This window comes from Lysinibacillus sp. NPDC093712 (assembly GCF_050280025.1).
Lineage (GTDB): Bacteria > Bacillota > Bacilli > Bacillales_A > Planococcaceae > Lysinibacillus.
In genome coordinates this window covers 194430-216937 of record NZ_JBNNUU010000005.1, presented here as the reverse complement: position 1 = coordinate 216937, position 22508 = coordinate 194430, and the positions used below count along the sequence as shown (strand labels likewise).

The window sequence follows — 22508 nt, the reverse complement described above, 5'->3', positions numbered from 1 at the left end:
CCATTCTTTTATAATCTAAAAAACTCCCTGGCTAACTTTCTTCAATCGCACCTTGTTTCACGTGGAACAGCTGTGCATGTTCCATCGTCTCATGATGAATTCCATCAACACTTGTAGTCGTTACAAAGGTTTGGACTTCACCCTGAATGGTATTTAATAAATGCGATTGACGATAATCGTCGAGTTCCGACAATACATCGTCTAAAAGTAGAATGGGTGTTTCATTTGTTTCTTGTTTAATTAACTCAATTTCGGCAAGCTTTAATGATAAAGCAGTTGTACGTTGCTGCCCTTGGGAACCATATGTTTGCACATCATAGTCGTTCACCAAAAATTGCAAATCATCTCGATGTGGACCAACCATAGTGACGCCACGATCAAATTCACGGTTCTTAACCTCTATTAGCTTTTTAAGCAAAAGATCTTCAATTTCACCAGTCGTCTGTCCTTTATCAATACCTGCTACGGTGCGGTATTTAATAACTAAAGTTTCCTTACCTTGTGAAATTCCTGCATGAATTGGTTCTGCCCACTCCTGTAACAAATCCATAAATTGAAATCTTTTTCGAATAATTTGGGTAGCTGCGTGAATATACTGCTCATTATAAACATCATACATCACGTCGTTAGTCATTACCTTGCCCTGATTCATCTTCAAATAGTGATTACGTTGTTTTAAAATCTTTTGAAAGGTTAGTAAATCATGTAAGTAGACTGGCGAAATTTGGCCAATCTCCATATCGATAAAACGTCGTCGTATTTGTGGACTTCCCTTTACAACATTCAAATCTTCTGGAGCAAACATCACTACGTTCATTTGACCAATATAATGGCTTAGGCGACTTTGTTCAATATGATTAATCTTGCCTTTTTTGCCCTTTTTCGTAATGGTAAGTTCTATCGGTAAAATACCATGCCTTTTTTGAACGGCCCCTTCTATTTTACCATAGTCTGAATCCCAACGTATCAATTCTTTATCGTTCGTCGTACGATGCGATTTAGCCATCGCTAATACGTAGATAGATTCCATGACATTTGTTTTCCCTTGGGCATTTTCACCAATAAATACATTTATTTTCGGTGAGAAATTTAACGCCAATGCGTCATAATTACGGTAATTTGTAAGTTTTAACTGCTCTATATGCATAATTTATTGTCCAATTGGCCCAACAATTTGGAACCGGCCAGATCCAGGGATATTTACAACATCTCCGTTACGTAATTTGCGACCACGGCGATCGTCTACCTCGCCATTTACGTAAACATCATTTTCGTGTAAAAACCATTTTGCCATTCCACCTGAGCTAATAGCATCGGTCATTTTTAAAAGTTGCCCTAATGTGACAAACTCTACGTCGATTTCAATGTCTTTCATAGCTGTGTTACCCTCCAAATACAGAATGTCTATCTCTCTATCATACCTAAAAATACATCATAAGTAAAAAAAGATAGCCGCAACTAGCGACTATCCCAAAGTTTATCCAAATAAAGTAAACGTAACACAAATATCTTTTCTCAGTATTGCTCAACTAATAAAAATTAGAGGATCAATATGTTCGTACTGGTAAAATTAATTGTAGAATTGCATCATCATGCACAGAACGTAAAATAAACGGTCTCATAGCGCCTGTAAATTGAATCACTACATCTTGGCCATCAATTGCTTTCAATGCTTCCATCATGTATTTCGCGCTAAAGGAAATTTTTAAGTTTTCCCCTTCTAATGCTTCAACAAGTATTTCTTCTTGTACTTTACCAATCTCCGGAGAATTCGATGAAACTTCAACCGCTTGACTGTCTAAAATTTCAAAACGCACGACATTATTACGATCACCTCGCGCCACAAGTGATGCACGATCGATTGCTTGTAACAATGCTTTACCGTTAATCGTTACATTTGTTTGATATTCTTCTGGAATTAAACGTGTTGTATCTGGATAGTTACCTTCAAGCAAGCGAGAGAAGAATAATACATCTCCTGTTTTAAATAAAACTTGCTGACTTGTAATAACAATTTGGACAAGGTTTGTAGAGTCTTCTAACACTTTGTTTAACTCATTTAAACTTTTACCAGGAATGACAACGCTATGTTCAACTTCTGGTAAGTCTTCTAGTTGTACTTTACGTCTTGCTAAACGATGGCTATCTGTTGCAACACAGATTAATGCCTCATTTTTTATCTGCCAGTTTACACCTGTCAACACCGGTCTGCTTTCTGAAGTAGCAACAGCAAATACTGTTTCACGGATAATTGATTTTAGTAGGTCTGCAGGTATAGTAAATTTTTGATCTTCGGTTAATTCGGGTAATAAAGGATATTCAGCTGCATCTGAGCCAATTAAATGGAATTCAGATTTACCTGAGCGAATATGCGTTTGGAAACCACTTGTAACTTGAAGTTCTACCTCATTTGTTGGTAATTTACGTACGATTTCATTGAACATACGCGCTTGTACAACAATTGAACCTGTTTCTGTAATGTGAATAATTTGTTGTCCATCTTCTTCTACTGGGATAAATGTTTGAATTGTAATATCAGCATCACTACCAGTTAAACTAATTCCTTCGTTTGTCACATCAATTTTAATTCCCGTTAATATTGGAATAGTTGTTTTTGAACTTACTGCTTTCATGACATCATTTAAACCTTCTAGTAAACGGTCACGTAAAATATCAAATTTCATTTCTTTTCCCTCACATATTTATATTATTTATTTATATTAAATATAAAAGATATAGTAATAGGCCCTGTGGATTTGTGGATAAGTGCTTCTATGTGAATAAAATCAGTCTATCCACATGTAGATAGACTGTGTATAAGTTTGTGTTTAAATATTTGAGTTGTCCACAAGATTATTTCCCTAGCATGCTACGAATTTGTTTAATATCTTGTTGCAACTGTGTGTCATTTTTCAACAACGAAGATATTTTTTCATGAGCATGAATAACTGTAGTATGATCACGACCACCAAATTCTTCGCCAATTTTCGGCAATGAGAAATCTGTTAATTCGCGCGATAAAAACATCGCAATTTGTCGAGGAAAGGCGATTAGTTTTGTTCGTTTTTTAGCTGTAAAGTCTTCTAAACGAATATTAAAGTGCTCCCCAACGGCATTTTGAATGTCTAAAATAGTTACAGTTCTTGGCTTCGTATTAGGAATAATATCTTTTAACGCTTCAGCGGCTAATGTAGCATTAATATCTTTGTTAACTAGCGATGAGTATGCTACGACACGAATAAGCGCACCTTCAAGCTCCCGGATATTGGAGTCAATCTGGTTCGCGATATAGAGCATTACCTCGTTTGGTACATCCAAACCGTCCGCTTTAGCTTTTTTTCGTAGAATCGCAATACGTGTTTCTAAATCTGGTGGCGCTATATCTGTAATAAGCCCCCATTCAAATCGAGAACGTAAGCGATCCTCTAAAGTAGGGATTTCCTTTGGTGGACGGTCACTAGAAATGACAATTTGTTTTGATTCCTCGTGTAATGTGTTAAAAGTATGGAAAAATTCTTCTTGAGTAGATTCTTTTCCCGCAAGGAATTGAATATCATCAATTAGCAGAACATCTACATTACGATATTTATTGCGAAAATCGAGTGCTTTATTATCACGAATAGAGTTAATAAACTCATTCGTAAATTTTTCTGATGATAAGTACACGACTTTTGCATTTGGATTATGTTCTAACACATAATGGCCAATAGCGTGCATTAAATGGGTTTTGCCAAGCCCTACTCCCCCATATATAAAGAAAGGGTTATAAGCCTTTGCAGGGGCTTCAGCGACAGCTAATGATGCAGCATGAGCAAAGCGGTTTCCAGAGCCAATAACGAACGTATCAAATGTATATTTCGGGTTTAACATTCCTGGTGAAATATCATGATGGTCGTTATTTTTAGCTTGGATAATCGGCGCTGGTAAGTCAAAATCGTCCGAATCCTGGTTTTTTTGAACAACAAATTTAATAAGCAAGTCTTCGCCTGTTAGCTCCGTTAATATACCTGTAATCAAATGAATATAATGATTTTCAAGCCAGTCTCGAGCAAACGAATTTGGCGCAGCAATTGTCACTGTCGAACCACTTCCATTGTAAGAAAGTAATTTTGTAGACTTTAGCCACGTTTCAAAGCTTGGTTTAGAAATTTTTTGTTCAACTTGAGCCAGGACATTATTCCATAATTCTTCTAAATGTTCCAAGCTGCTATTCTCCTTTACAGTTCAATACATATACAGCAATAAAAAAAATATAGTGCATTTATGTGATAAGTAAATACGTTCATTTTACGACTAATCCACAAAATCACAAGCTGTGGATAATACTTAACCAAAGGCTGTGATAAAAATTATCCACAGCATATCAACAGTTGTGGATAAAAGAATAGTTCGTTTTAGTTTTCAACAAAGTGAAGCACAGTAATCGTATCAGAAAAACAAAGCTATTTCAATAGTTTATGAAACTTATCCACACAACCTTGATTTACTCACTATTGAGTTGTCCACAAGCACTGCTTATGTGAAAAAGCTGTAGATAACCGTTGTGGATAAAAAATAATGCAAAAAATACTATACACAAGTCTGTGTAAAAAAAACAAGTATTCTGTGGATAATTTAAAAGAGGGAAATTAAAAACATAGATTAGACGGATTAAAAGAATTTTTTAAAATTCATTGACAAAATAGCTGTTTACTTTATATAATATGCAGGTCTGTATGTTGAAAAATTCAACTTTCATTCAGGAGGTGTCTATATACAATGAAACGTACTTACCAACCAAAGAAACGTAAGCACAGCAAAGTTCACGGTTTCCGCGCACGTATGAGCACGAAAAACGGTCGCAAAGTTCTTGCTGCTCGTCGTCGTAAAGGAAGAAAAGTTTTATCAGCATAAAATAAGTCCACTGAGCCACATCAGTGGTCTTTTTTTTCTTTATTTTTTGAAGCCGATAAGGATCAAAAGTATAATTTAGTAGCAGGTGAAAGTAATGAAAAAACGCCAACGAGTGAAAAAGAATGAGGATTTTCAAAAGGTGTTTAAAAAGGGTAAATCTTTCGCGAATCGACAGTTTGTCGTTTATTTTTTCCCAAAAGAGGGACAAACAGAATTTCGTGTAGGTTTATCAGTTAGTAAAAAACTTGGTAATGCGGTAACACGCAACCAAATTAAACGTTATATTCGACAAAGTATTCATGAATTAAAAGATGAACTAAAACCGAATATGGACTATGTTATTATCGCCAGACATCCGGCGGCCACTATGGATTTTCATGAAGTGAAACAAAGTTTGCAGCATGTACTACGAATTGCTAGAGTATTGAAGAAATCGTAATACATACGGCAACCAAAGTGGCGATAAAGTACACTTATAAAAGATTCCACGATAACTTATGTAAATTTAGTAAACACTTTACTGCATGAGCCTATAATAATTGGCATATTTAGTAGAGTGAAAGCTAATTTGCATGATAAAATAACTGATAACTTTATTCAGTCATAATTATAAAATTGAATAAAGACAACGCATATAGATTTAAGAAAAGTGAATAGTAATTGTAGGGGGAAGACGGTTGAAGAAACAACTTTGGGTGATTTTGTCGCTAGTATCAGTAGCATTACTACTATCTGGATGTACAGAATTTAATGAACCAATATCCAAAGAAAGCCAAGGCTTCTGGAATGAATTCATTGTTTGGCCGCTAGTATCAGCAATTAAATATTTTGCTGATGTACTTGGTACGTATGCATGGGGGATTATTGCGGTAACAATTATTATTCGTTTAGCAATTCTTCCATTGATGATTAAACAAACGAAGAGCTCTAAAAAAATGCAAGAAATTCAGCCGAAATTGAAGGAATTGCAGAAGAAGTATGCTTCTAAGGATGCACAAACACAGAAACAATATCAGCAAGAAATGATGAAGCTGATGAGTGAGTCCGGTGTAAACCCAGTTGCTGGATGTTTACCAGTAGTCATTCAAATGCCAATTTTAATTGGTTTCTATCATGCGATTAGTCGAATGAATGCTACACCTGCTTTTGATTTAGGAAATTTCTTTATCTTCCCATTAGCAGAATCTGCGCCTGCTTTGGCAATAATTGCTGGTATCATGCAATTTTTCGTTTTACGTACGGGTCCAGCAATGGATAACCCTCAAATGAAAATAATGATGTATATTATGCCATTCATGATTATCGGTTTTGGTATGGCGTTACCAGCTGCATTATCACTATATTGGGTAATCGGGAATATTATCTCGATTCTTCAAAACCTGTATATTTATAAACCTTGGCAAAAAAATAAAACACAACCTGCTCAAAATGGAGGGGCTAAAAAGTGAAACAACTTACGCAAATAGGCGCAACAACACAAGAAGCGATCTCATTGGCGTTACAGAAACTTGGCAAAACCCGTGAACAAGTAGATGTTGAAGTTTTACAAAAAGGCAAAAAAGGATTTTTAGGTTTTGGAGCACGTTCTGCAGAAGTGCGTGTGACTGTAAAGGAAGTACAAGTTCGTCCAACTACAGAAACAGAAATAGTAGCTGAGCAAGGCGATATGGCTACTGAGCAATTGAACGAACAAAAGGTAGTGGATGACGTTGAAAAATTAAGTTCACAAGTTTCAGAACAACCAATGGATATTGAAGCTATTCAACAAGTAGTTAAAGAAGAGAGAAAAGAGGAAGAAGATCACTCTATAAATCCAATTGAAGAAGCAAAAGCTTACCTAGTTAGTATAGCTAAGCAATTGGACATTCAAGATCTTGAAATTGAAACAAAGCGCGAAGGTAAATATGTGATGTTTCAATTGAATAGTGAGAAGGCAGCGCTGCTTATAGGGAAACGCGGTCAAACGTTAAATTCCTTACAGCAATTAACACAACTTGTATTAAATAAAACGGCTAAACAGTTCCTAATGGTTAAATTAGACGTTGAAAACTACCGAGAACGTCGCCAAGTAGCTTTAGAGCAACTGGCGGATCGTATGGCTGATAAGGCACTTCGTTTAAATCAACGTGTGGCATTTGAGCCGATGCAATCATACGAAAGAAAAATTATTCATAATCAATTAGCGAATCGCCTTGATATTGAAACATATTCAGAAGGAACAGAACCGAATCGCTATTTAGTTATTGAACCAGTAAAGAACGCCTAGGCTCTCTTTACGAAAAGGCATACAGACATATGCTATAAAAAAACGGTCATTTTATCTATGATAAAGTGGCCGTTTTTTACTGTCTTATAAGCCAGTGATTATGTGTAACAATACAACAAGTCGGAATATGTCGGATATTGCAAGTTTCAAAGCGGAATTGATGAGGGATTAAAAATTTCAGCTTATCCACAATTGGAAGTTATCCTTACTTTAGATTTTATCGAAAATATGTTAGTCTAAGATGTTAGAAAGTGTTGATCGGTTTTAATTATCCACATGTGGATAACGTTGAGGAGGTAATAAAATGGAGTTCGATACAATTGCTGCGATATCCACACCTATGGGTGAAGGTGCTATTGCTATAGTTCGCTTAAGTGGAGATGAAGCAGTAGCCATTGCAGATAAAATATTTAAATCGCCTGGTGGGAAAAGTTTAACGCAGCAGGCTTCACATACAATTCATTATGGGCATTTAGTAGATTCTAAAACAAATGAGGTAGTAGAAGAAGTCATGCTATCGTTAATGCGAGGACCGAAAACGTTCACGCGTGAGGATGTAATAGAGATCAATTGTCACGGAGGACTTGTGTCAGTTAATCGAGTATTAAAATTAGTATTAACGAATGGTGCAAGACTTGCAGAGCCAGGTGAATTTACAAAACGTGCATTTTTAAATGGACGTATTGATTTATCGCAGGCTGAAGCGGTGATGGATTTAATTCGAGCGAAGACAGATCGTGCGATGAATGTAGCACTTGGTCAAATGGATGGGAAATTATCTCGACTCATAGGTGATTTACGCCAAGCATTGCTAGAGACATTAGCGCAAGTAGAGGTTAATATAGATTATCCAGAGTATGATGATGTAGAAGAAATGACAGTGCCCGTATTGCTTGAAAAATGTACATGGGTGCGTAATGAAATTATTAAACTTTTACAAACTTCGTCTCAGGGAAAAATTTTACGTGAAGGCTTATCGACTGTTATTTTAGGACGACCGAACGTAGGGAAATCTTCACTTTTAAATAGTTTAGTGCAAGAAAATAAAGCGATTGTGACAGATATAGCAGGTACAACTCGTGATATTATAGAAGAGTACGTAAATGTACGTGGCGTACCTCTTCGTTTAGTCGATACGGCCGGCATTCGTGAAACAGAAGATATTGTAGAGCGAATTGGAGTTGAACGTTCTCGTGAGGCGTTACAAAGCGCTGATTTAATTTTATTCGTATTAAACTATGCGGATGAATTAACGATTGAGGATGAGCGTCTTTTCGAAACAATTGAGGCGATGGATTATATCGTCATTGTCAATAAAACAGATTTACCGCAAAAAATCGATTTAGACCGTGTAAAAGAATTAGCAGGTGGTCATCGTATTGTGACAACGTCTCTTTTACAAGAAGAAGGAATAACAGAATTAGAGGAAGCAATTGCAGCATTATTCTTCGAGGGTCAAATTGAAGCGGGCGATTTAACATATGTATCAAATGCACGTCATATTGCATTACTCCACCAAGCGCAAGCGACCGTAGAGGACGCATTAGCTGGAGCACAGGCTGGAGTACCGGTTGATATGGTGCAAATAGATGTAACAAGAACTTGGGAAATACTTGGTGAAATTATAGGGGATACGGTGCAAGAAAGCCTAATAAATCAGCTGTTTTCACAGTTCTGTTTAGGAAAATAATTCTACTAGAGAAGGGAAGATACGAGCATGCCAACACAATATGAGGCAGGCACGTTTGATGTGATTGTTATTGGAGCAGGTCATGCAGGCGCAGAAGCTGCTTATGCTGCTGCTAAAATGGGCGCTAACACGCTCATGTTAACAATCAACTTAGATATGATTGCATTTATGCCATGCAACCCATCCATTGGTGGCCCTGCAAAAGGGATTGTCGTACGTGAAATTGACGCACTAGGTGGAGTCATGGGGAAAGTTATTGATAAAACGCATATACAAATGCGTATGTTAAATACAGGGAAAGGTCCAGCTGTACGTGCTTTACGTGCCCAAGCGGACAAAGTATTATATCAACACGAAATGAAACGCGTGTTAGAAGAAAACGAAAACTTAACTATTCACCAAGCTATGGTGGAAGAGCTTATTATAGAAGAAGGCGAAGTAAAAGGTGTTATTACACAAATTGGTGCTATTTATCGTGCCAACGCAGTAATAGTTACAACAGGTACATTCCTACGTGGTGAAATTATTATTGGTGACATGAAATATTCAAGTGGGCCAAACAACCAACAGCCTTCAATTCGCTTAGCCGATAATTTAAAAGAATTAGGTTTTGACCTTGTACGCTTTAAAACAGGTACACCGCCTCGTGTAAATAGCCGTACAATTGATTATTCAAAAACAGAAATACAACCAGGTGATGATGTCCCACGTGCATTTAGTTTTGAAACAACTGAATTCATTATGGATCAACTTCCTTGTTGGTTAACATATACAAGCCCTCAAACACATGAAATTATTGAGGCTAATTTACATCTTTCACCAATGTACTCAGGTATGATTAAAGGAACTGGCCCGCGCTATTGTCCTTCAATCGAAGATAAAGTAGTGCGATTTAATGATAAGCCGCGCCACCAAATCTTTTTAGAGCCAGAAGGACGCAATACACGAGAAGTCTATGTACAAGGTTTATCAACAAGCTTACCTGAGCATGTACAACAGCGTTTGCTAAAATCAATTCCAGGTTTAGAACAAGCTGAAATGATGCGTGCAGGCTATGCTATTGAATACGATGCCATTGTTCCAACGCAATTATGGCCAACTTTAGAAACAAAACGCATTAAAGGTTTATATACAGCAGGCCAAATTAACGGAACATCGGGCTATGAAGAAGCTGCTGCTCAAGGCTTAATGGCAGGGATGAATGCTGCTGCCAACGTCCTTGGGAAAGAAGAACTGATTTTAAGCCGTTCAGAAGCTTATATTGGTGTCTTAATCGATGATTTAGTAACGAAAGGTACGAATGAGCCTTATCGTCTCCTAACATCTCGTGCTGAGTATCGTTTACTACTACGTCATGATAATGCAGATTTACGCTTAGTAGAACATGGTTATAAAATGGGGATGTTATCAGCGCAACGTTACGACAAGTTCATGGAGAAAAAAACGTTAATTGAAAATGAAATTGCACGGCTTCGTGAAGTCATTATTAAACCGAATGAAGCAACGCAATCTGCCATTCGCTCTGTAGGTGGTAGTGAACTGAAAGATGGAATCCGTGGAGCAGATTTATTAAAACGTACGGAAATGCACTATGATTTAGTCTCTTCATTAATACCAACTGATATTGAATTAACGGATGAAATAAAAGAGCAAATCGAAATTCAGCTAAAATATGAAGGTTATATTGAAAAGGCATTGCAACAAGTTGAAAAGCTTCATAGAATGGAAAATAAAAAAATTCCAGAAAACATTGATTATGACGCCATTTCAGGTCTTGCAACAGAAGCACGACAAAAATTAAAACAAGTAACGCCACTTTCTATTGCACAGGCGTCTCGAATTTCTGGTGTAAACCCTGCAGACATTTCGATTTTACTTGTTTATATCGAACAAGGAAAAATCGCGCGTGTAAGTGGCGAATAATAGAGGAACAGCAAAGTGAATAAGAGGCGGGCATACCATTGTGCCCGCTTCCTATTTTTAGGCTATATTATGCCTCAAGGTTGATTGCTTCCTACTAGGCATGACAATCAGCAATAGACTATACTGAGCCAATTTTTAAAAGGAGACCTTACATGAACGAACAACAATTTATTGAGGCATTGAAGGACAAGGGCATCGAGCTTTCTGAAAAGCAAATTGCACAGTTCAAAAAGTATTTCGAACTGCTTGTCGAGTGGAATGAAAAGATGAACCTAACTGCTATCACAGATTTTGAAGGGGTCTATTTAAAACATTTCTATGATTCAATTAGTGCCTCGTTTTATTTTGATTTTACAAAGGTAACAACAGTTTGTGATGTAGGAGCAGGAGCTGGTTTCCCAAGTATTCCAATTAAAATCTGCTTCCCCCATTTACAAGTAACAATTGTAGACTCTTTAAATAAACGAATTACATTTTTAAATCATTTAAGTGATGAATTACAGTTAGACCATATGCATTTTGTTCATGCACGCGCAGAGGAATTCGGTCAAAATGTAAAATATCGTGAGCAATTTGATGTTGTGACAGCCCGTGCAGTAGCTCGCTTGTCTGTACTATCAGAATTATGTGTGCCATTGGCAAAACAGGGTGGTTATTTTGTTGCTTTAAAGGCTTCGGCAGGCCCTGAAGAATTAAAAGATGCAAAAAAAGCATTGAGCACTTTAGGTGTTTCACTAAAAGAAGAATATTCTTTCTCTTTACCTGTTGAAGAAAGTGAACGTACTTTATATGTTTTTGATAAAATAAAAGGAACACCAAAAAAATACCCGCGTAAACCTGGTGTACCAAATAAAACACCTATTCAATAATTAGTGTTTCATGTGAAACTTCTCAAACTGGAAAAATATTTTCTCTAGTTTGAGCATACATACTAGTTATGGATGGTTCACGCAAATGACATCTATGAACTATATACATTTTAGGAAATATAATAAATAATAATAGAATGAGACAGAGCAAGATAGTTACTTAAAGGTGGTGCCAATTGGATGAAAAGTCCTTTTTCACGTTTTTTTGGAGGCGGAAATAAAGCAGAGCCTATTGTGGAAAATGAAGTAGAACAAGCAGAGGCGGTTCGTGCAACAGAAGAGGTTATTAAGCTTCCAATCGATCAAATTGTACCAAACCGTTTTCAGCCACGTACTATTTTTGATGACGAAAAAATTGAAGAATTATCAAGAACCATTCATACTCATGGTGTAATTCAACCAATTGTTGTACGTAGCACAGCAAACAATCAATATGAAATCATTGCTGGTGAGCGTCGTTACCGAGCAATGAAAAAGCTACAATGGACGGAAGTTCCTGCGATTGTACGAAATTTAACGGATAAGGAAACCGCATCAATTGCATTAATTGAAAACCTTCAGCGTGAAGAGTTAACGGCTATTGAAGAAGCGGTTGCCTACCAAAAATTATTAGAGCTTCATGAACTAACACAAGAAGCACTGGCTCAGCGTTTAGGAAAAGGACAATCCACGGTAGCCAATAAATTACGTCTATTAAAGCTTCCTGAAGAAGTACAGCAAGCTATTTTAAAGCGTCAAATTTCCGAAAGACATGCACGTGCACTAATTGCAATTAAAGACCAACCTTTGCAATTAGAAATTTTGCAAGGAGCCATTGAAAATGATTGGAATGTGCGTCAACTAGAAGAGCACATTCATAAATTGCTACATCCTGAAGTGGTGGATCAAGAAGAAGATATTCCTAAAAAGGTGAAGCCGAAAAGGAAAGCGATAAGTAAAGATGTCCGTATCGCCTTGAATACGATTAAGCAATCACTATCAATGGTGACGAAAAGTGGAATAACGGTTAAAACAGAGGAAGAAGATACGGAAGAATATTATCAAATTACAGTGAAAATACCTAAAAAGAAGAAATCTTAAAGAATATTTAATTATACTAAAAAAGTAATTTGTGCTGTATTATATCTTCTGTACAGAGGAGGATCTTAGAATTATTTCTAAGATGCCTCCTTTTTTGTATATATTCTTAATATTTTATACAACTCTATTCGTTTTTTTTGATAGAATGATAATTAAGATAGCGGTATTGAACAATGATTTTACAAATGGATTTGTCAAAGCAAACTTTGATAGATGAAAGCAGGTGCTTTTAAATGGGTAGAATTATAGCAATCGCCAATCAAAAGGGTGGCGTAGGTAAAACAACGACATCGGTCAATTTGAGCGCTTGTCTGGCATACTTGGGGAAAAAAGTGCTATTAATCGATACAGATCCACAGGGCAATACAACAAGTGGACTTGGCATTAATAAAGGTGAAATACAAAGTTGTATTTATGATGTCCTAATCGATGATGAAAATGTTGAAAATGTCGTTCAACAAACAAATGTAGAAAATTTATCAATCGTTCCTGCAACCATTTCACTAGCGGGAGCAGAGATTGAATTAGTTTCAACTATTTCTCGGGAAGTACGTTTAAAGCACGCACTTCAAGATGTGAAAGAAGACTACGACTATATTATTATTGATTGTCCACCGTCACTAGGGCTTTTAACGATTAATGCTTTAACTGCGTCAGACGCGTTGATTATTCCTGTGCAATGCGAATATTATGCATTAGAGGGTTTAAGCCAATTATTGTCCACTGTACGTTTAGTGCAGAAGCATTTAAATCAACAGCTTTATATTGATGGTGTATTATTGACAATGCTTGATGCAAGAACCAATTTAGGTTTGCAAGTAATTGATGAAGTAAAAAAATATTTTCAAGATAAAGTATATAAAACAATCATTCCTCGTAATGTGCGATTAAGTGAGGCTCCGAGTCATGGACAGCCTATTATCATTTATGATGCAAAATCAAGAGGAGCTGAAGTTTATTTAGAGATGGCGAGGGAAGTGATTAAAAATGGCTAAAGGTTTAGGAAAAGGTATCGGTGCTCTATTTCCAGGAGAATCGTTAGAACAAAGCGGACAAGTAGAAGATATACAACTACAGCTAATAGTCGCAAATCCATTTCAGCCTCGTAAAATATTTGATGAAGAAGCATTGCAAGAATTAGCAGATTCAATTCAAGAGCATGGTATTTTACAGCCGATTGCTGTACGAAAAAAGGCACGAAAATACGAAATAGTAGCGGGCGAACGTCGTTTTAGAGCAGCACAAATTGCTGGGTTAGACATAATACCAGCGATTGTTAAAGAGCTAACTGACACACAAATGATGGAACTTGCAATATTAGAAAACCTTCAGCGTGAAGATTTAACGGTTATTGAAGAGGCAGAAGCGTATCAAAGTTTAATGGAAAACTTACACTTAACACAAGAAGAACTATCCAAGCGATTAGGTAAGAGTAGACCACACATTGCCAATCACGTTCGATTATTAGCTTTGCCAGAAGATGTTCGTGCATTAATGAATGACGGTACATTATCAATGGGGCAAGGCCGTGCATTACTAGGATTGAAAAATAAAAGAAGAATTTCAGAAATTGCACTCAAGATTATAAAACAAGGTTTAAACGTGCGCCAAGTTGAAATTTTAGTGCAAAATTTAAATGAAGAAGTTTCACGTGAAACATCGCAGCCGAAGAAGAAGGATATTTTTGTTGTAGCGAAGGAATCTCAGTTGAGAGATTATTTTGGTACAAATGTCCAAATTAAAAAAGCAAATAATAAAGGTAAAATTGAAATCGAATTTTACTCAGAAGATGACTTAGAACGCATTTTGGAAATATTAAACATTCAAGAAGATGATTAAGGGACCATCAATGTAAATTAGAGCGCCGACATACTAGGCGCTCTCTATTTTTTAGAGAGAAAGAAGGCCTTTTTGTGGTAATTTTAGGAGCATTAATTAATGCACTACTAATAGTAGTAGGCGCATTGGTGGGGCGCATTTTCAAAAATATTCCTGAGTCGATGAAAGCTTCTGTATTATCGATTATTGGCTTATCTGTCGCACTATTAGGAATAAAAATGGGCTTCGAGAGTAATAATTTTATTATTTTAGTGGTAAGTTTAGTAGTAGGAACTGTAATAGGAGAATGGTTAGATTTAGATAAGCAAATGAATCGACTTGGTCAGTGGGTTGAATCGCTTTTTAGTAAAAGGCGTAATAGCGACAATCAAATTAATATCGCAGAAGGCTTTGTAACTGCTTCATTAATATTTGTTGTTGGATCAATGGCGATAATAGGTGCACTCGATAGCGGTCTTCGTCATGACCATAACGTCCTCATAACAAAAGGTATTATTGATGGATTTACATCTATTATTTTAGCGTCTACTTTAGGTATTGGCGTACTATTATCAGCCGTTCCAGTATTTGTTTATCAAAGTATTATTGCAATTTTTGCAGGTGTTATCAGTGCGTATATCCCAGATGATGCACTACAGATGTTCATTACAGAAATGACTTCTGTAGGGGGTGTTATGATTTTAGCAATAGGTTTAAATATTGCTGGCTTAACAAAGATCAAGGCTGCCAACTTGTTGCCGGGTATCGTCGTTGTCGGTATTATGGTTGCTATCATCTATCCTTTTCAGTGAGTAACGATGTGCAGCAAGCAGTAAAGCTCTAGAAAGCTTTTCAGCCATTGCGTAAGATATGTGCAACCTAGTATTTTGTAAAACAAGCATTTCCATAAAGCCTCCAATATTGACTATTCCTTTAACGGAAATGTCACCGATTGGGGGCAATTCTTTTTTTACAGCTTTCCCAGGCAATATTGGTCCATCCTGCACGGCAATATGACCAACATTTTGTTCACTACCTAGACATGCATCAATCGCAATGATAAATGGTTTCGTAGTATGATGGTGTAACTGTTGTATTGTAGTATCTAAGTTGAGGGCATGCAATGGATCTTCCAAAGTTCCTACAACTTCATATGGAAAGCTAACAGACTTTTTCAAAAAGCTACCTGTTAATGGACCGAGTGTATCGCCAGTACAACGATCACTTCCGATACAGCAAAAAACAAGACGTTCATGATGGAAAGGGATATACTCTAAAAATAATGTACTCAATTGCCACACGGCATTTTTACTTTCATGATGAAGAGAATAGGGTAGTACTAAATTAGGTATAGTATTCATAAAAAAACTCACTTTCATTTTTATTTGTTGGAAGTGCTCAATTTTTATGCAGTATACGCAAATTTTTAACAAGTTATTCAAGAGGTGGTAACAATGGATTTTAACGCTAGGTTGATACAGAAGAAATGGGATATACTGACGTCCGAAAAATTTTGGGACAATGTAATTGAGGCAACATTTGAGATTACAGTTATCCTTATTGCATCGTGGTTAGCGGTGCGATTAGGTAAAAAATTTATTAAAAAAGCATTTTTAATAAGAATGCGCTCACCATTAAATCACTCAGAGCGTCGCCAACGAACAATTTCGAGATTATTACAAAGTGTTATTTCGTATGTAGTCTATTTTTCAGCCATTATAGCTATCCTTTCTTCGCTAAACATTAAAGTCGCTGGTTTACTTGCAGGAGCAGGAATTGTCGGTTTAGCTATCGGTTTTGGTGCACAAAGTTTAGTGAAGGATGTCATTACAGGGTTCTTTATTATTTTTGAAGACCAATTCGGTGTAGGGGATTATATTAAAATAAACGCAGCAGAAGGAACGGTTGTAGAAATAGGATTACGTACAACAAAAATTAAAGGTTCTACTGGTGAGCAATTTATTATTCCAAACGGCGCTATTGGAGAAGTGATTAATTACTCTATCAATAACTCGAAAATTTTTATAGATTTACAAATGACTACAGATGCAGACTTTGAAAAAGCGGAAGCGCTTATTAAACTGTATTTAGATTCGCTTCCAAAAATTCATAAAGAGCTTGTAGCAGCACCTATCTTTTTAGGTGTGCAAAATGTAAAAGGGACCGAAGTAACCATTCGTATTGCCGCAGAGACATTACCACAGCAACAATATGGCGTGGCACGAACAATTCGTCGTGATGTAACAAAACTGTTTGAGGAACATAATATTCCTATGGCGTATCCTAATATGATGTTATATGGTGGAAATGGAAAAGAAGATGGGAGTAGTGAATAATATGGAAGCGAAAAAGTTTGAACTAAATGATATTGTCGAAATGAAAAAACAGCATCCTTGTGGCACAAATGAGTGGAAAATTATTCGTATGGGTGCGGATGTGCGCATTAAATGTGAAGGGTGTCAGCACAGTGTGATGATTCCACGTCGAGAATTTGAGAAAAAAATGAAAAAGGTCCTTAAGCATGCAAGTGAAGCCTAGCTTTTTGCGTATTAGACTTTTTATGGGTGAATCAATATAATAGATAGGGTTATACAGAAATCTCTAACTTGCTTCACAAGTCCTCAAAGGGTTGAATAGCAACTATGCACTTAAATTCATTGAGCATTCTAACCTCAGTTGAATCAAATTCAATACCCCTGCGAATGTCACAGATTTTCAATAAAGATTTTCGAGCAGATTTGCAAAGAAATCTGGATGCAATTACGCGGGGACGTAATTGATTGTGTGTGGTTTACTTCAATCTTACCGATTTATGGACGGAACATGGACTAAGAGCGTCACATCGGCTAAGAAGAAGTAAAGAACGAATGTTGGACTGAACAGTACTGCTTAGACGGCTTACGCAGACATGCTGTTTGAAGTAAGAATTTTAGCACCCTATAATACAGGATAAAAACAACAAAATTGAACTGATCATAGAAAGGTTGTGTCCATTTATGGCATTAACAGCTGGAATCGTTGGTTTACCTAACGTTGGTAAATCAACACTATTTAACGCAATTACAAAAGCGGGCGCTTTGGCTGCAAACTATCCATTCGCAACAATCGATCCTAACGTAGGTATCGTAGAAGTACCAGATGCACGTTTAGATAAACTTACAGAATTAGTAGTACCGAAAAAGACAGTTCCAACAGCATTTGAATTTACGGATATTGCTGGTATCGTAAAAGGCGCTTCTAAAGGAGAAGGGCTAGGAAACAAATTCCTTGCTCATATCCGTGAAGTTGATGCAATTTGTCAAGTAGTACGTTGTTTTGTAGACGAAAATATTACACACGTATCTGGCGCAGTAGATCCAATTGATGATATTGAAGTTATTAATTTAGAGCTTGCACTAGCTGATTTAGAATCAGTTGATAAACGTATACAACGCGTGAGCAAAATGGCTAAGCAAAAAGATAAAGAAGCGATGGTTGAAGAACCAATTCTTCTTAAAATCAAAGCTGAATTAGAAAATGGTCGCCCTGCTCGTGCAGCAGAGCTTTCAGAAGACGAGTTAAAAGTCATTAAAGGTCTTCACCTATTAACTATTAAACCAATGCTATACGTTGCAAATGTTTCAGAGGACGAAGTTGCAGATGCTGATAATAATGAATATGTTCAAAAGGTACGTGAATATGCAGCGGCTGAAGGTGCTCAAGTAATTACAATTTGTGCAAAAATCGAAGAAGAAATATCTGAGCTTGATGATGAAGAAAAAGCCATGTTCCTAGAGGAATTAGGCATTAAAGAATCAGGACTAGATCAACTAATCCGTACTTCTTATGATTTACTAGGGCTTGCTACTTACTTCACTGCTGGAGTACAAGAAGTACGTGCATGGACATTCCGTAAAGGCATGAAAGCACCACAATGCGCAGGTGTCATTCATACTGACTTTGAGCGTGGCTTTATTCGTGCAGAAACTGTCGCTTTCGATGATTTAGTAGAGGCAGGCTCTCAAGCTGCTGCTAAAGAAGCAGGTAAAGTGCGTCTTGAAGGTAAAGAATATATTGTCCAAGACGGCGATATCATGTTATTCCGCTTTAACGTCTAAATAAAATACAAACCGCTGCCATAGATGAGATGTTAGTTACATCGTTAACGAGTGCTTTCTGTCGTACAATGTACATTTGTCTTTCCTGTGGGATTCTATGCGATTTTACTAAAAGTTATACAAACAAAGTAGGCTTCTCCTAGCGTAGTATTTGGACGTTTGGAAAAGCCTATTTTCGGTTATATAATATCAGAATTTTCAATTTCCACAGGGGGATATTATGAACATATTAGAAATAAAAGAACGTGCTTTAGAAATCGAACAGTTAGGAAAGTTGCCACAAGATATATTAGAGGTTATTTACGAGCAACAATTGTTTAAATTGTTTATAGCAAAGGATTTAGGTGGCAAAGATTTAGATTTATTAGAAGGGATAAAAGTGTTTCAGCGTATGTCTGCTATTGATGGCAACTTTGGATGGCTTGTGACCATTGGAACAGGTGGTAATCTATTTATTCCTACGTTAAATCAAGAAATAGGAGAAAAGATTTTTTCACCAAGTGATGCTGTAATAGCGGGAAGTGGCTATCCTAACGGCACGGCCGTAAAAAAGGATGGTGGCTATACTGTAACAGGGCAATGGAAGTTTTGTAGTGGTGCTGACTATGCAACAACCTTTACAATGAATTGCTTTATTAAAGAAGATGGTATTATGACAGATAAAATCATTAGTTGTGCGGTAAGTCGTGAGCAAGTGGAAATCCTAAATGACTGGCAAGCGATGGGTTTAAAGGCTACAGCAAGCCATACAATTCGTGTTCATGATGTATGGATACCGTTCGATAAAACATTCCAATTAGGCATTAGTAAAAATAGATATCATAATGTAGTCCATAGTTTTCCGTTTGCTACTTTTGCAGAAGCTTCTTTTTTAAGTGTCTGTCTCGGAATTACAGAGAATTTTTTAGATGAAGCTTTTTCCCTAATGGAGCAAAAAAATAAGAAATCCTCTTATAGTGAACGTATTGGCGCACTGCAATTTTTATTTATGCAGCAAAAAAAGCGTTTTTTACAAGTTGAAGAACAATTTTACGCTATGCTAACAGACTATTGGCAAAAACATAAACTTGGGGTTGAATTGACAGAGCAAGAATTACAACAATTTACGCAAATGAGCAAGGAAAGTGCAGCTGTATGTGTGGATATTGCAAATAATATCATTCGTAGTCTTGGAATGGACGCTATTATTGAAACAGCCACTATTAATCGAATTTGGAGAAATTTATGTACAGCTGCACAACATGGATTTTTAACACCATAAGGATAGAAGATTCGTTTACTTTTGAGATAGTTTCTTTTTCTGTGGAGAATAAACATAGAGCTTTGGTAACTGAGGATCGTCTTGTACAAGGGCGTTTTTTGGATATTTGCGTAATGCCTTATACATGGCGAAATCTCCTACTGCTCCCGCTATTAAAAAGGCGCCAGCAAGTAATAAAACAGTACTGTTAAAATAAAAGCCAGCAATCGTTGGTATAATTCCAGTTGTCCAAAATGGTAATAGCAACGCTTTTTTCATTGCGTGATTAGGGAGTAGCTGGTCAGTCGTTGCATAGGCAATACCAAGCTCTAAATTAACACCGTACTTTAACGATTTGTAGGGCACACCTCCGAAAATCATAAAGCCTATTAAATGAAAAGCTTCATGTAGGACGATAAGCACAATATAAAGTATGACAAAAAGGACAAATCCGCTTAACATACTCCATAACGAAAATTGAAAATCTTTTAGGCAAATATATTGTATGGCAATAAATAATATAGAGAGGCCACTAGTGATAACGGCACTATCCATCATTAGTTTTTTTATATCTAATTCAATTACATTAGGTTCTTGATCTGGTAGCATAGAAATAGCCCTCCTTTATAAAATTAATAATTGTCTTTATTATATCGAATGAATTATTTGATTGCGACTTGAAAGACAGATGCCAATGTGTTACAATTCATTGATGTGAGTAATATTTATTGCTTACTCCTTGCTCCCTGTAAACAGGAGAGCCTGAGTCCATAAGGAGGTGTAAACAGATGAGAAAATACGAATTAATGTACATTGTACGTCCAAACATTGAAGACGAAGCGAAGAAAGCTTTAGTTGAACGTTTCAACGAAATCTTAACTTCTAACGGTGCTGAAGTCATCGAAGCAAAAGAGTGGGGCAAACGCCGCTTAGCTTACGAGATTCAAGACTTCCGCGAAGGTTACTACCAAATCGTAAAAGTAAACGCTCCTTCAGAAGCAATCAACGAATACACACGTCTTGCTAACATCAGCGAAGATATCATTCGTCACATTGCGGTACGCGAAGAAGCAAAATAATTATAACAAAATGCTGAAAAGGAGGTTGCATTCTGATGATAAATCGTGTCGTATTAGTTGGAAGACTAACAAAAGACCCTGAGCTGCGCTACACACCGAATGGTATTGCGTCTACTCGGTTTACAGTAGCTGTAAATCGTACATTTTCAAACCAGCAAGGTGAAAAAGAAGCAGATTTCATTAGCTGCGTTGCTTGGCGTAAACAGGCTGAAAACTTAGCGAACTTCATGAAAAAAGGAAGTTTGATTGGAGTAGAAGGTCGTATCCAAACAGGTAGCTTTGAAGGACAAGATGGTAAGCGTGTATATACAACTGATGTTGTGGCAGATAGCGTACAGTTTTTAGAGCCTCGTAGTGGTGGAGGTGCTCCTGCATCAAACCAATACGGTGGACAATCTTACGCAAACAGCCAACCGTCATATGGCGGTGGTCAACCACAGCAACAGTATGGTGGCGCGATGCCTCAGCAAGGTTCATTTGGCGGCGGTAATTCTTATCAGCAAAATCAACCACCAATGAATCAGCCGAACTATACACGAGTAGATGAAGATCCATTTGCTAACAGTAAGGGACCAATTGAAGTATCTGAAGACGATCTTCCATTCTAATCTTCAATCTACAAAAACTATAAACTTATAAGGAGGAGACATCACTATGGCACCACGTCGCGGAGGCCGCAAACGCCGTAAAGTTTGCTATTTTACATCTAACAACATTACACATATCGACTATAAAGATGTGGATTTACTTAAAAAATTCATCTCTGAGCGCGGTAAAATCTTACCACGTCGCGTAACTGGCACTAGCGCTAAGTACCAACGTAAATTAACTTCAGCTATCAAAGTTTCTCGTATTATGGGATTACTTCCATTCGTATCTGAAGACAAATAAGATTGCTAAGCACAACAAGGTTTAATACTTTGTTGTGCTTTTTTATTTTGTTTGAAAATAGAGGTTACAATTCGAGAAGCGGTAGCGGATTTACATAAATGCTTGAACAAAAATCTTAGTGTAAAACTATTGAATTTTTTAATTTTGAATATTGACAAATAAATAAATGTCGATTTATTATAATGTTGAAAATTATCAAATTTATTTTGTAAATCAAGGGGTGTTTAAATTGAAAACTACAAAATGGATGTTGGTAGGTGCACTTACATTAAGTTTAAGCGGCACAATTTTATCTTCAGCAAATGCAGTAATACTAGATGACCCAACGATTTATGGCGGTTGGAGTGAAGATACGGGCTATTTTACTTTACGACAAGATAGTGATATTTCTTCATTTGCTACTGGTAACCCGATACATAGCGCAACGAAAGATTATACTAGAAGAGGTTCAGCAGTTTATGAGCGGGTCATTGCAAACACGACTTGGCCAGGTGTATACCATTATTCGAGAGCTCGTTACGAATCGGCTATTTCGGGTCGTGCAGAAGCAGATAGCGGCCGTGTATGGGGTTTCGGTACAACACAAGCAATTAGCGGTTGGCACCCTGGCGACTTAGGCTGGGTTGCGAAAACGTACTATGGAAAATAACATATATGAAGAG

General features: G+C 36.8%; 25 protein-coding genes. 19 read left to right on the top strand and 6 right to left on the bottom strand.

What is annotated here, in order from left to right; translation table 11 throughout:
- Positions 1-31: 31 nt before the first annotated feature.
- The 4 genes from recF to dnaA all read right to left on the bottom strand — a co-directional run bounded on the left by recF (position 32) and on the right by dnaA (position 4203).
- Positions 32-1147, bottom strand: a complete 1116-nt coding sequence (gene recF, locus ACQKNX_RS18995) for a DNA replication/repair protein RecF (RefSeq protein WP_427430196.1) — start codon at positions 1145-1147, stop codon at positions 32-34.
- A 3-nt stretch (positions 1148-1150) separates the two neighbouring features.
- Positions 1151-1375, bottom strand: a complete 225-nt coding sequence (gene yaaA / locus ACQKNX_RS18990) for a S4 domain-containing protein YaaA (RefSeq protein ID WP_427430195.1) — start codon at positions 1373-1375, stop codon at positions 1151-1153.
- 172 nt (positions 1376-1547) lie between these two features.
- Complete coding sequence (dnaN, locus tag ACQKNX_RS18985; RefSeq protein WP_427430194.1) at positions 1548-2684, bottom strand: DNA polymerase III subunit beta; 1137 nt, start codon at positions 2682-2684, stop codon at positions 1548-1550.
- A 169-nt stretch (positions 2685-2853) separates the two neighbouring features.
- Positions 2854-4203, bottom strand: a complete 1350-nt coding sequence (gene dnaA / locus ACQKNX_RS18980) for a chromosomal replication initiator protein DnaA (RefSeq protein WP_340821514.1) — start codon at positions 4201-4203, stop codon at positions 2854-2856.
- 555 nt (positions 4204-4758) lie between these two features.
- Between dnaA and rpmH the strand changes: the two genes are divergently transcribed.
- The 11 genes from rpmH (at position 4759) to ACQKNX_RS18925 (ending at position 15351) form a co-directional block, all read left to right on the top strand.
- Positions 4759-4893, top strand: coding sequence for a 50S ribosomal protein L34 (gene rpmH / locus ACQKNX_RS18975; protein WP_004233310.1), 135 nt, complete (start codon positions 4759-4761; stop codon positions 4891-4893).
- Between the two features lie 94 nt (positions 4894-4987).
- Complete coding sequence (gene rnpA, locus ACQKNX_RS18970) at positions 4988-5332, top strand: ribonuclease P protein component (protein WP_340821516.1); 345 nt, start codon at positions 4988-4990, stop codon at positions 5330-5332.
- A gap of 238 nt (positions 5333-5570) precedes the next feature.
- Complete coding sequence (gene yidC, locus ACQKNX_RS18965) at positions 5571-6341, top strand: membrane protein insertase YidC (protein WP_427430193.1); 771 nt, start codon at positions 5571-5573, stop codon at positions 6339-6341.
- Complete coding sequence (gene jag / locus ACQKNX_RS18960) at positions 6338-7159, top strand: RNA-binding cell elongation regulator Jag/EloR (protein ID WP_427430192.1); 822 nt, start codon at positions 6338-6340, stop codon at positions 7157-7159. The genes yidC and jag overlap by 4 nt, the downstream gene beginning before the upstream one ends.
- A gap of 304 nt (positions 7160-7463) precedes the next feature.
- Positions 7464-8849, top strand: coding sequence for a tRNA uridine-5-carboxymethylaminomethyl(34) synthesis GTPase MnmE (mnmE, locus tag ACQKNX_RS18955; RefSeq protein WP_427430191.1), 1386 nt, complete (start codon positions 7464-7466; stop codon positions 8847-8849).
- A gap of 27 nt (positions 8850-8876) precedes the next feature.
- Positions 8877-10772: a tRNA uridine-5-carboxymethylaminomethyl(34) synthesis enzyme MnmG gene (mnmG, locus tag ACQKNX_RS18950; RefSeq protein WP_427430190.1), complete on the top strand. Its 1896-nt coding sequence runs from the start codon at positions 8877-8879 to the stop codon at positions 10770-10772.
- A gap of 152 nt (positions 10773-10924) precedes the next feature.
- Positions 10925-11641, top strand: coding sequence for a 16S rRNA (guanine(527)-N(7))-methyltransferase RsmG (rsmG, locus tag ACQKNX_RS18945; RefSeq protein WP_427430189.1), 717 nt, complete (start codon positions 10925-10927; stop codon positions 11639-11641).
- Between the two features lie 180 nt (positions 11642-11821).
- Positions 11822-12721 (top strand): nucleoid occlusion protein, encoded by a 900-nt coding sequence (noc, locus tag ACQKNX_RS18940; protein ID WP_427430188.1) that lies wholly within the window; start codon positions 11822-11824, stop codon positions 12719-12721.
- Positions 12722-12954: 233 nt separating this feature from the next.
- Positions 12955-13716, top strand: a complete 762-nt coding sequence (locus ACQKNX_RS18935; protein WP_173479136.1) for a ParA family protein — start codon at positions 12955-12957, stop codon at positions 13714-13716.
- Positions 13709-14560 (top strand): ParB/RepB/Spo0J family partition protein, encoded by an 852-nt coding sequence (locus ACQKNX_RS18930; RefSeq protein WP_427430187.1) that lies wholly within the window; start codon positions 13709-13711, stop codon positions 14558-14560. The genes ACQKNX_RS18935 and ACQKNX_RS18930 overlap by 8 nt, the downstream gene beginning before the upstream one ends.
- Positions 14561-14634: 74 nt before the next feature.
- A complete protein-coding gene (locus ACQKNX_RS18925; RefSeq protein WP_427430186.1) occupies positions 14635-15351 on the top strand; it encodes a DUF554 domain-containing protein in 717 nt (238 codons plus the stop codon).
- Here the strand turns inward: ACQKNX_RS18925 and yyaC are convergent.
- Positions 15268-15900, bottom strand: a complete 633-nt coding sequence (gene yyaC / locus ACQKNX_RS18920; RefSeq protein WP_427430185.1) for a spore protease YyaC — start codon at positions 15898-15900, stop codon at positions 15268-15270. The two genes, ACQKNX_RS18925 and yyaC, sit on opposite strands and share 84 nt — an antisense overlap.
- 93 nt (positions 15901-15993) lie before the next feature.
- Between yyaC and ACQKNX_RS18915 the strand changes: the two genes are divergently transcribed.
- The 4 genes from ACQKNX_RS18915 to ACQKNX_RS18900 all read left to right on the top strand — a co-directional run bounded on the left by ACQKNX_RS18915 (position 15994) and on the right by ACQKNX_RS18900 (position 19897).
- Positions 15994-16875, top strand: coding sequence for a mechanosensitive ion channel family protein (locus ACQKNX_RS18915; RefSeq protein WP_427430184.1), 882 nt, complete (start codon positions 15994-15996; stop codon positions 16873-16875).
- Between the two features lies 1 nt (position 16876).
- Positions 16877-17077: a DUF951 domain-containing protein gene (locus ACQKNX_RS18910; RefSeq protein ID WP_340821535.1), complete on the top strand. Its 201-nt coding sequence runs from the start codon at positions 16877-16879 to the stop codon at positions 17075-17077.
- A gap of 458 nt (positions 17078-17535) precedes the next feature.
- Positions 17536-18636, top strand: coding sequence for a redox-regulated ATPase YchF (ychF, locus tag ACQKNX_RS18905; RefSeq protein WP_427430183.1), 1101 nt, complete (start codon positions 17536-17538; stop codon positions 18634-18636).
- A 220-nt stretch (positions 18637-18856) separates the two neighbouring features.
- Complete coding sequence (locus tag ACQKNX_RS18900) at positions 18857-19897, top strand: acyl-CoA dehydrogenase (RefSeq protein WP_427430182.1); 1041 nt, start codon at positions 18857-18859, stop codon at positions 19895-19897.
- A 15-nt stretch (positions 19898-19912) separates the two neighbouring features.
- Here ACQKNX_RS18900 and ACQKNX_RS18895 read toward each other — a convergent pair whose 3' ends face one another.
- Positions 19913-20485 carry a DUF3267 domain-containing protein gene (locus ACQKNX_RS18895; RefSeq protein WP_427430181.1) on the bottom strand — a complete coding sequence of 191 codons (573 nt, stop codon included), beginning with the start codon at positions 20483-20485 and terminating at the stop codon, positions 19913-19915.
- Between the two features lie 179 nt (positions 20486-20664).
- On the opposite strand from ACQKNX_RS18895, the gene rpsF reads away from it, so the two are divergent.
- The 4 genes from rpsF to ACQKNX_RS18875 all read left to right on the top strand — a co-directional run bounded on the left by rpsF (position 20665) and on the right by ACQKNX_RS18875 (position 22495).
- A complete protein-coding gene (rpsF, locus tag ACQKNX_RS18890; RefSeq protein ID WP_024364644.1) occupies positions 20665-20955 on the top strand; it encodes a 30S ribosomal protein S6 in 291 nt (96 codons plus the stop codon).
- Positions 20956-20990: 35 nt separating this feature from the next.
- Complete coding sequence (gene ssb, locus ACQKNX_RS18885; protein WP_173479143.1) at positions 20991-21563, top strand: single-stranded DNA-binding protein; 573 nt, start codon at positions 20991-20993, stop codon at positions 21561-21563.
- Positions 21564-21609: 46 nt separating this feature from the next.
- Positions 21610-21846, top strand: coding sequence for a 30S ribosomal protein S18 (gene rpsR, locus ACQKNX_RS18880; RefSeq protein WP_024364646.1), 237 nt, complete (start codon positions 21610-21612; stop codon positions 21844-21846).
- Between the two features lie 229 nt (positions 21847-22075).
- Positions 22076-22495 carry a hypothetical protein gene (locus tag ACQKNX_RS18875; protein ID WP_427430180.1) on the top strand — a complete coding sequence of 140 codons (420 nt, stop codon included), beginning with the start codon at positions 22076-22078 and terminating at the stop codon, positions 22493-22495.
- Positions 22496-22508: the final 13 nt, after the last annotated feature.

Coding starts and splice junctions, on each gene's coding strand:
- ychF (WP_427430183.1), top strand. CDS start 17,536: ATGGCATTAACAGCTGGAATCGTTGGTTTACCTAACGTTGGTAAATCA.
- mnmG (WP_427430190.1), top strand. CDS start 8,877: ATGCCAACACAATATGAGGCAGGCACGTTTGATGTGATTGTTATTGGA.
- yyaC (WP_427430185.1), bottom strand. CDS start 15,900: ATGAATACTATACCTAATTTAGTACTACCCTATTCTCTTCATCATGAA.
- ACQKNX_RS18910 (WP_340821535.1), top strand. CDS start 16,877: ATGGAAGCGAAAAAGTTTGAACTAAATGATATTGTCGAAATGAAAAAA.
- rsmG (WP_427430189.1), top strand. CDS start 10,925: ATGAACGAACAACAATTTATTGAGGCATTGAAGGACAAGGGCATCGAG.
- dnaN (WP_427430194.1), bottom strand. CDS start 2,684: ATGAAATTTGATATTTTACGTGACCGTTTACTAGAAGGTTTAAATGAT.
- yaaA (WP_427430195.1), bottom strand. CDS start 1,375: ATGAAAGACATTGAAATCGACGTAGAGTTTGTCACATTAGGGCAACTT.
- ACQKNX_RS18930 (WP_427430187.1), top strand. CDS start 13,709: ATGGCTAAAGGTTTAGGAAAAGGTATCGGTGCTCTATTTCCAGGAGAA.
- noc (WP_427430188.1), top strand. CDS start 11,822: ATGAAAAGTCCTTTTTCACGTTTTTTTGGAGGCGGAAATAAAGCAGAG.
- ACQKNX_RS18895 (WP_427430181.1), bottom strand. CDS start 20,485: ATGCTACCAGATCAAGAACCTAATGTAATTGAATTAGATATAAAAAAA.
- rpmH (WP_004233310.1), top strand. CDS start 4,759: ATGAAACGTACTTACCAACCAAAGAAACGTAAGCACAGCAAAGTTCAC.
- ACQKNX_RS18935 (WP_173479136.1), top strand. CDS start 12,955: ATGGGTAGAATTATAGCAATCGCCAATCAAAAGGGTGGCGTAGGTAAA.
- rnpA (WP_340821516.1), top strand. CDS start 4,988: ATGAAAAAACGCCAACGAGTGAAAAAGAATGAGGATTTTCAAAAGGTG.
- rpsR (WP_024364646.1), top strand. CDS start 21,610: ATGGCACCACGTCGCGGAGGCCGCAAACGCCGTAAAGTTTGCTATTTT.
- ssb (WP_173479143.1), top strand. CDS start 20,991: ATGATAAATCGTGTCGTATTAGTTGGAAGACTAACAAAAGACCCTGAG.
- ACQKNX_RS18915 (WP_427430184.1), top strand. CDS start 15,994: ATGGATTTTAACGCTAGGTTGATACAGAAGAAATGGGATATACTGACG.
- recF (WP_427430196.1), bottom strand. CDS start 1,147: ATGCATATAGAGCAGTTAAAACTTACAAATTACCGTAATTATGACGCA.
- ACQKNX_RS18900 (WP_427430182.1), top strand. CDS start 18,857: ATGAACATATTAGAAATAAAAGAACGTGCTTTAGAAATCGAACAGTTA.
- rpsF (WP_024364644.1), top strand. CDS start 20,665: ATGAGAAAATACGAATTAATGTACATTGTACGTCCAAACATTGAAGAC.
- mnmE (WP_427430191.1), top strand. CDS start 7,464: ATGGAGTTCGATACAATTGCTGCGATATCCACACCTATGGGTGAAGGT.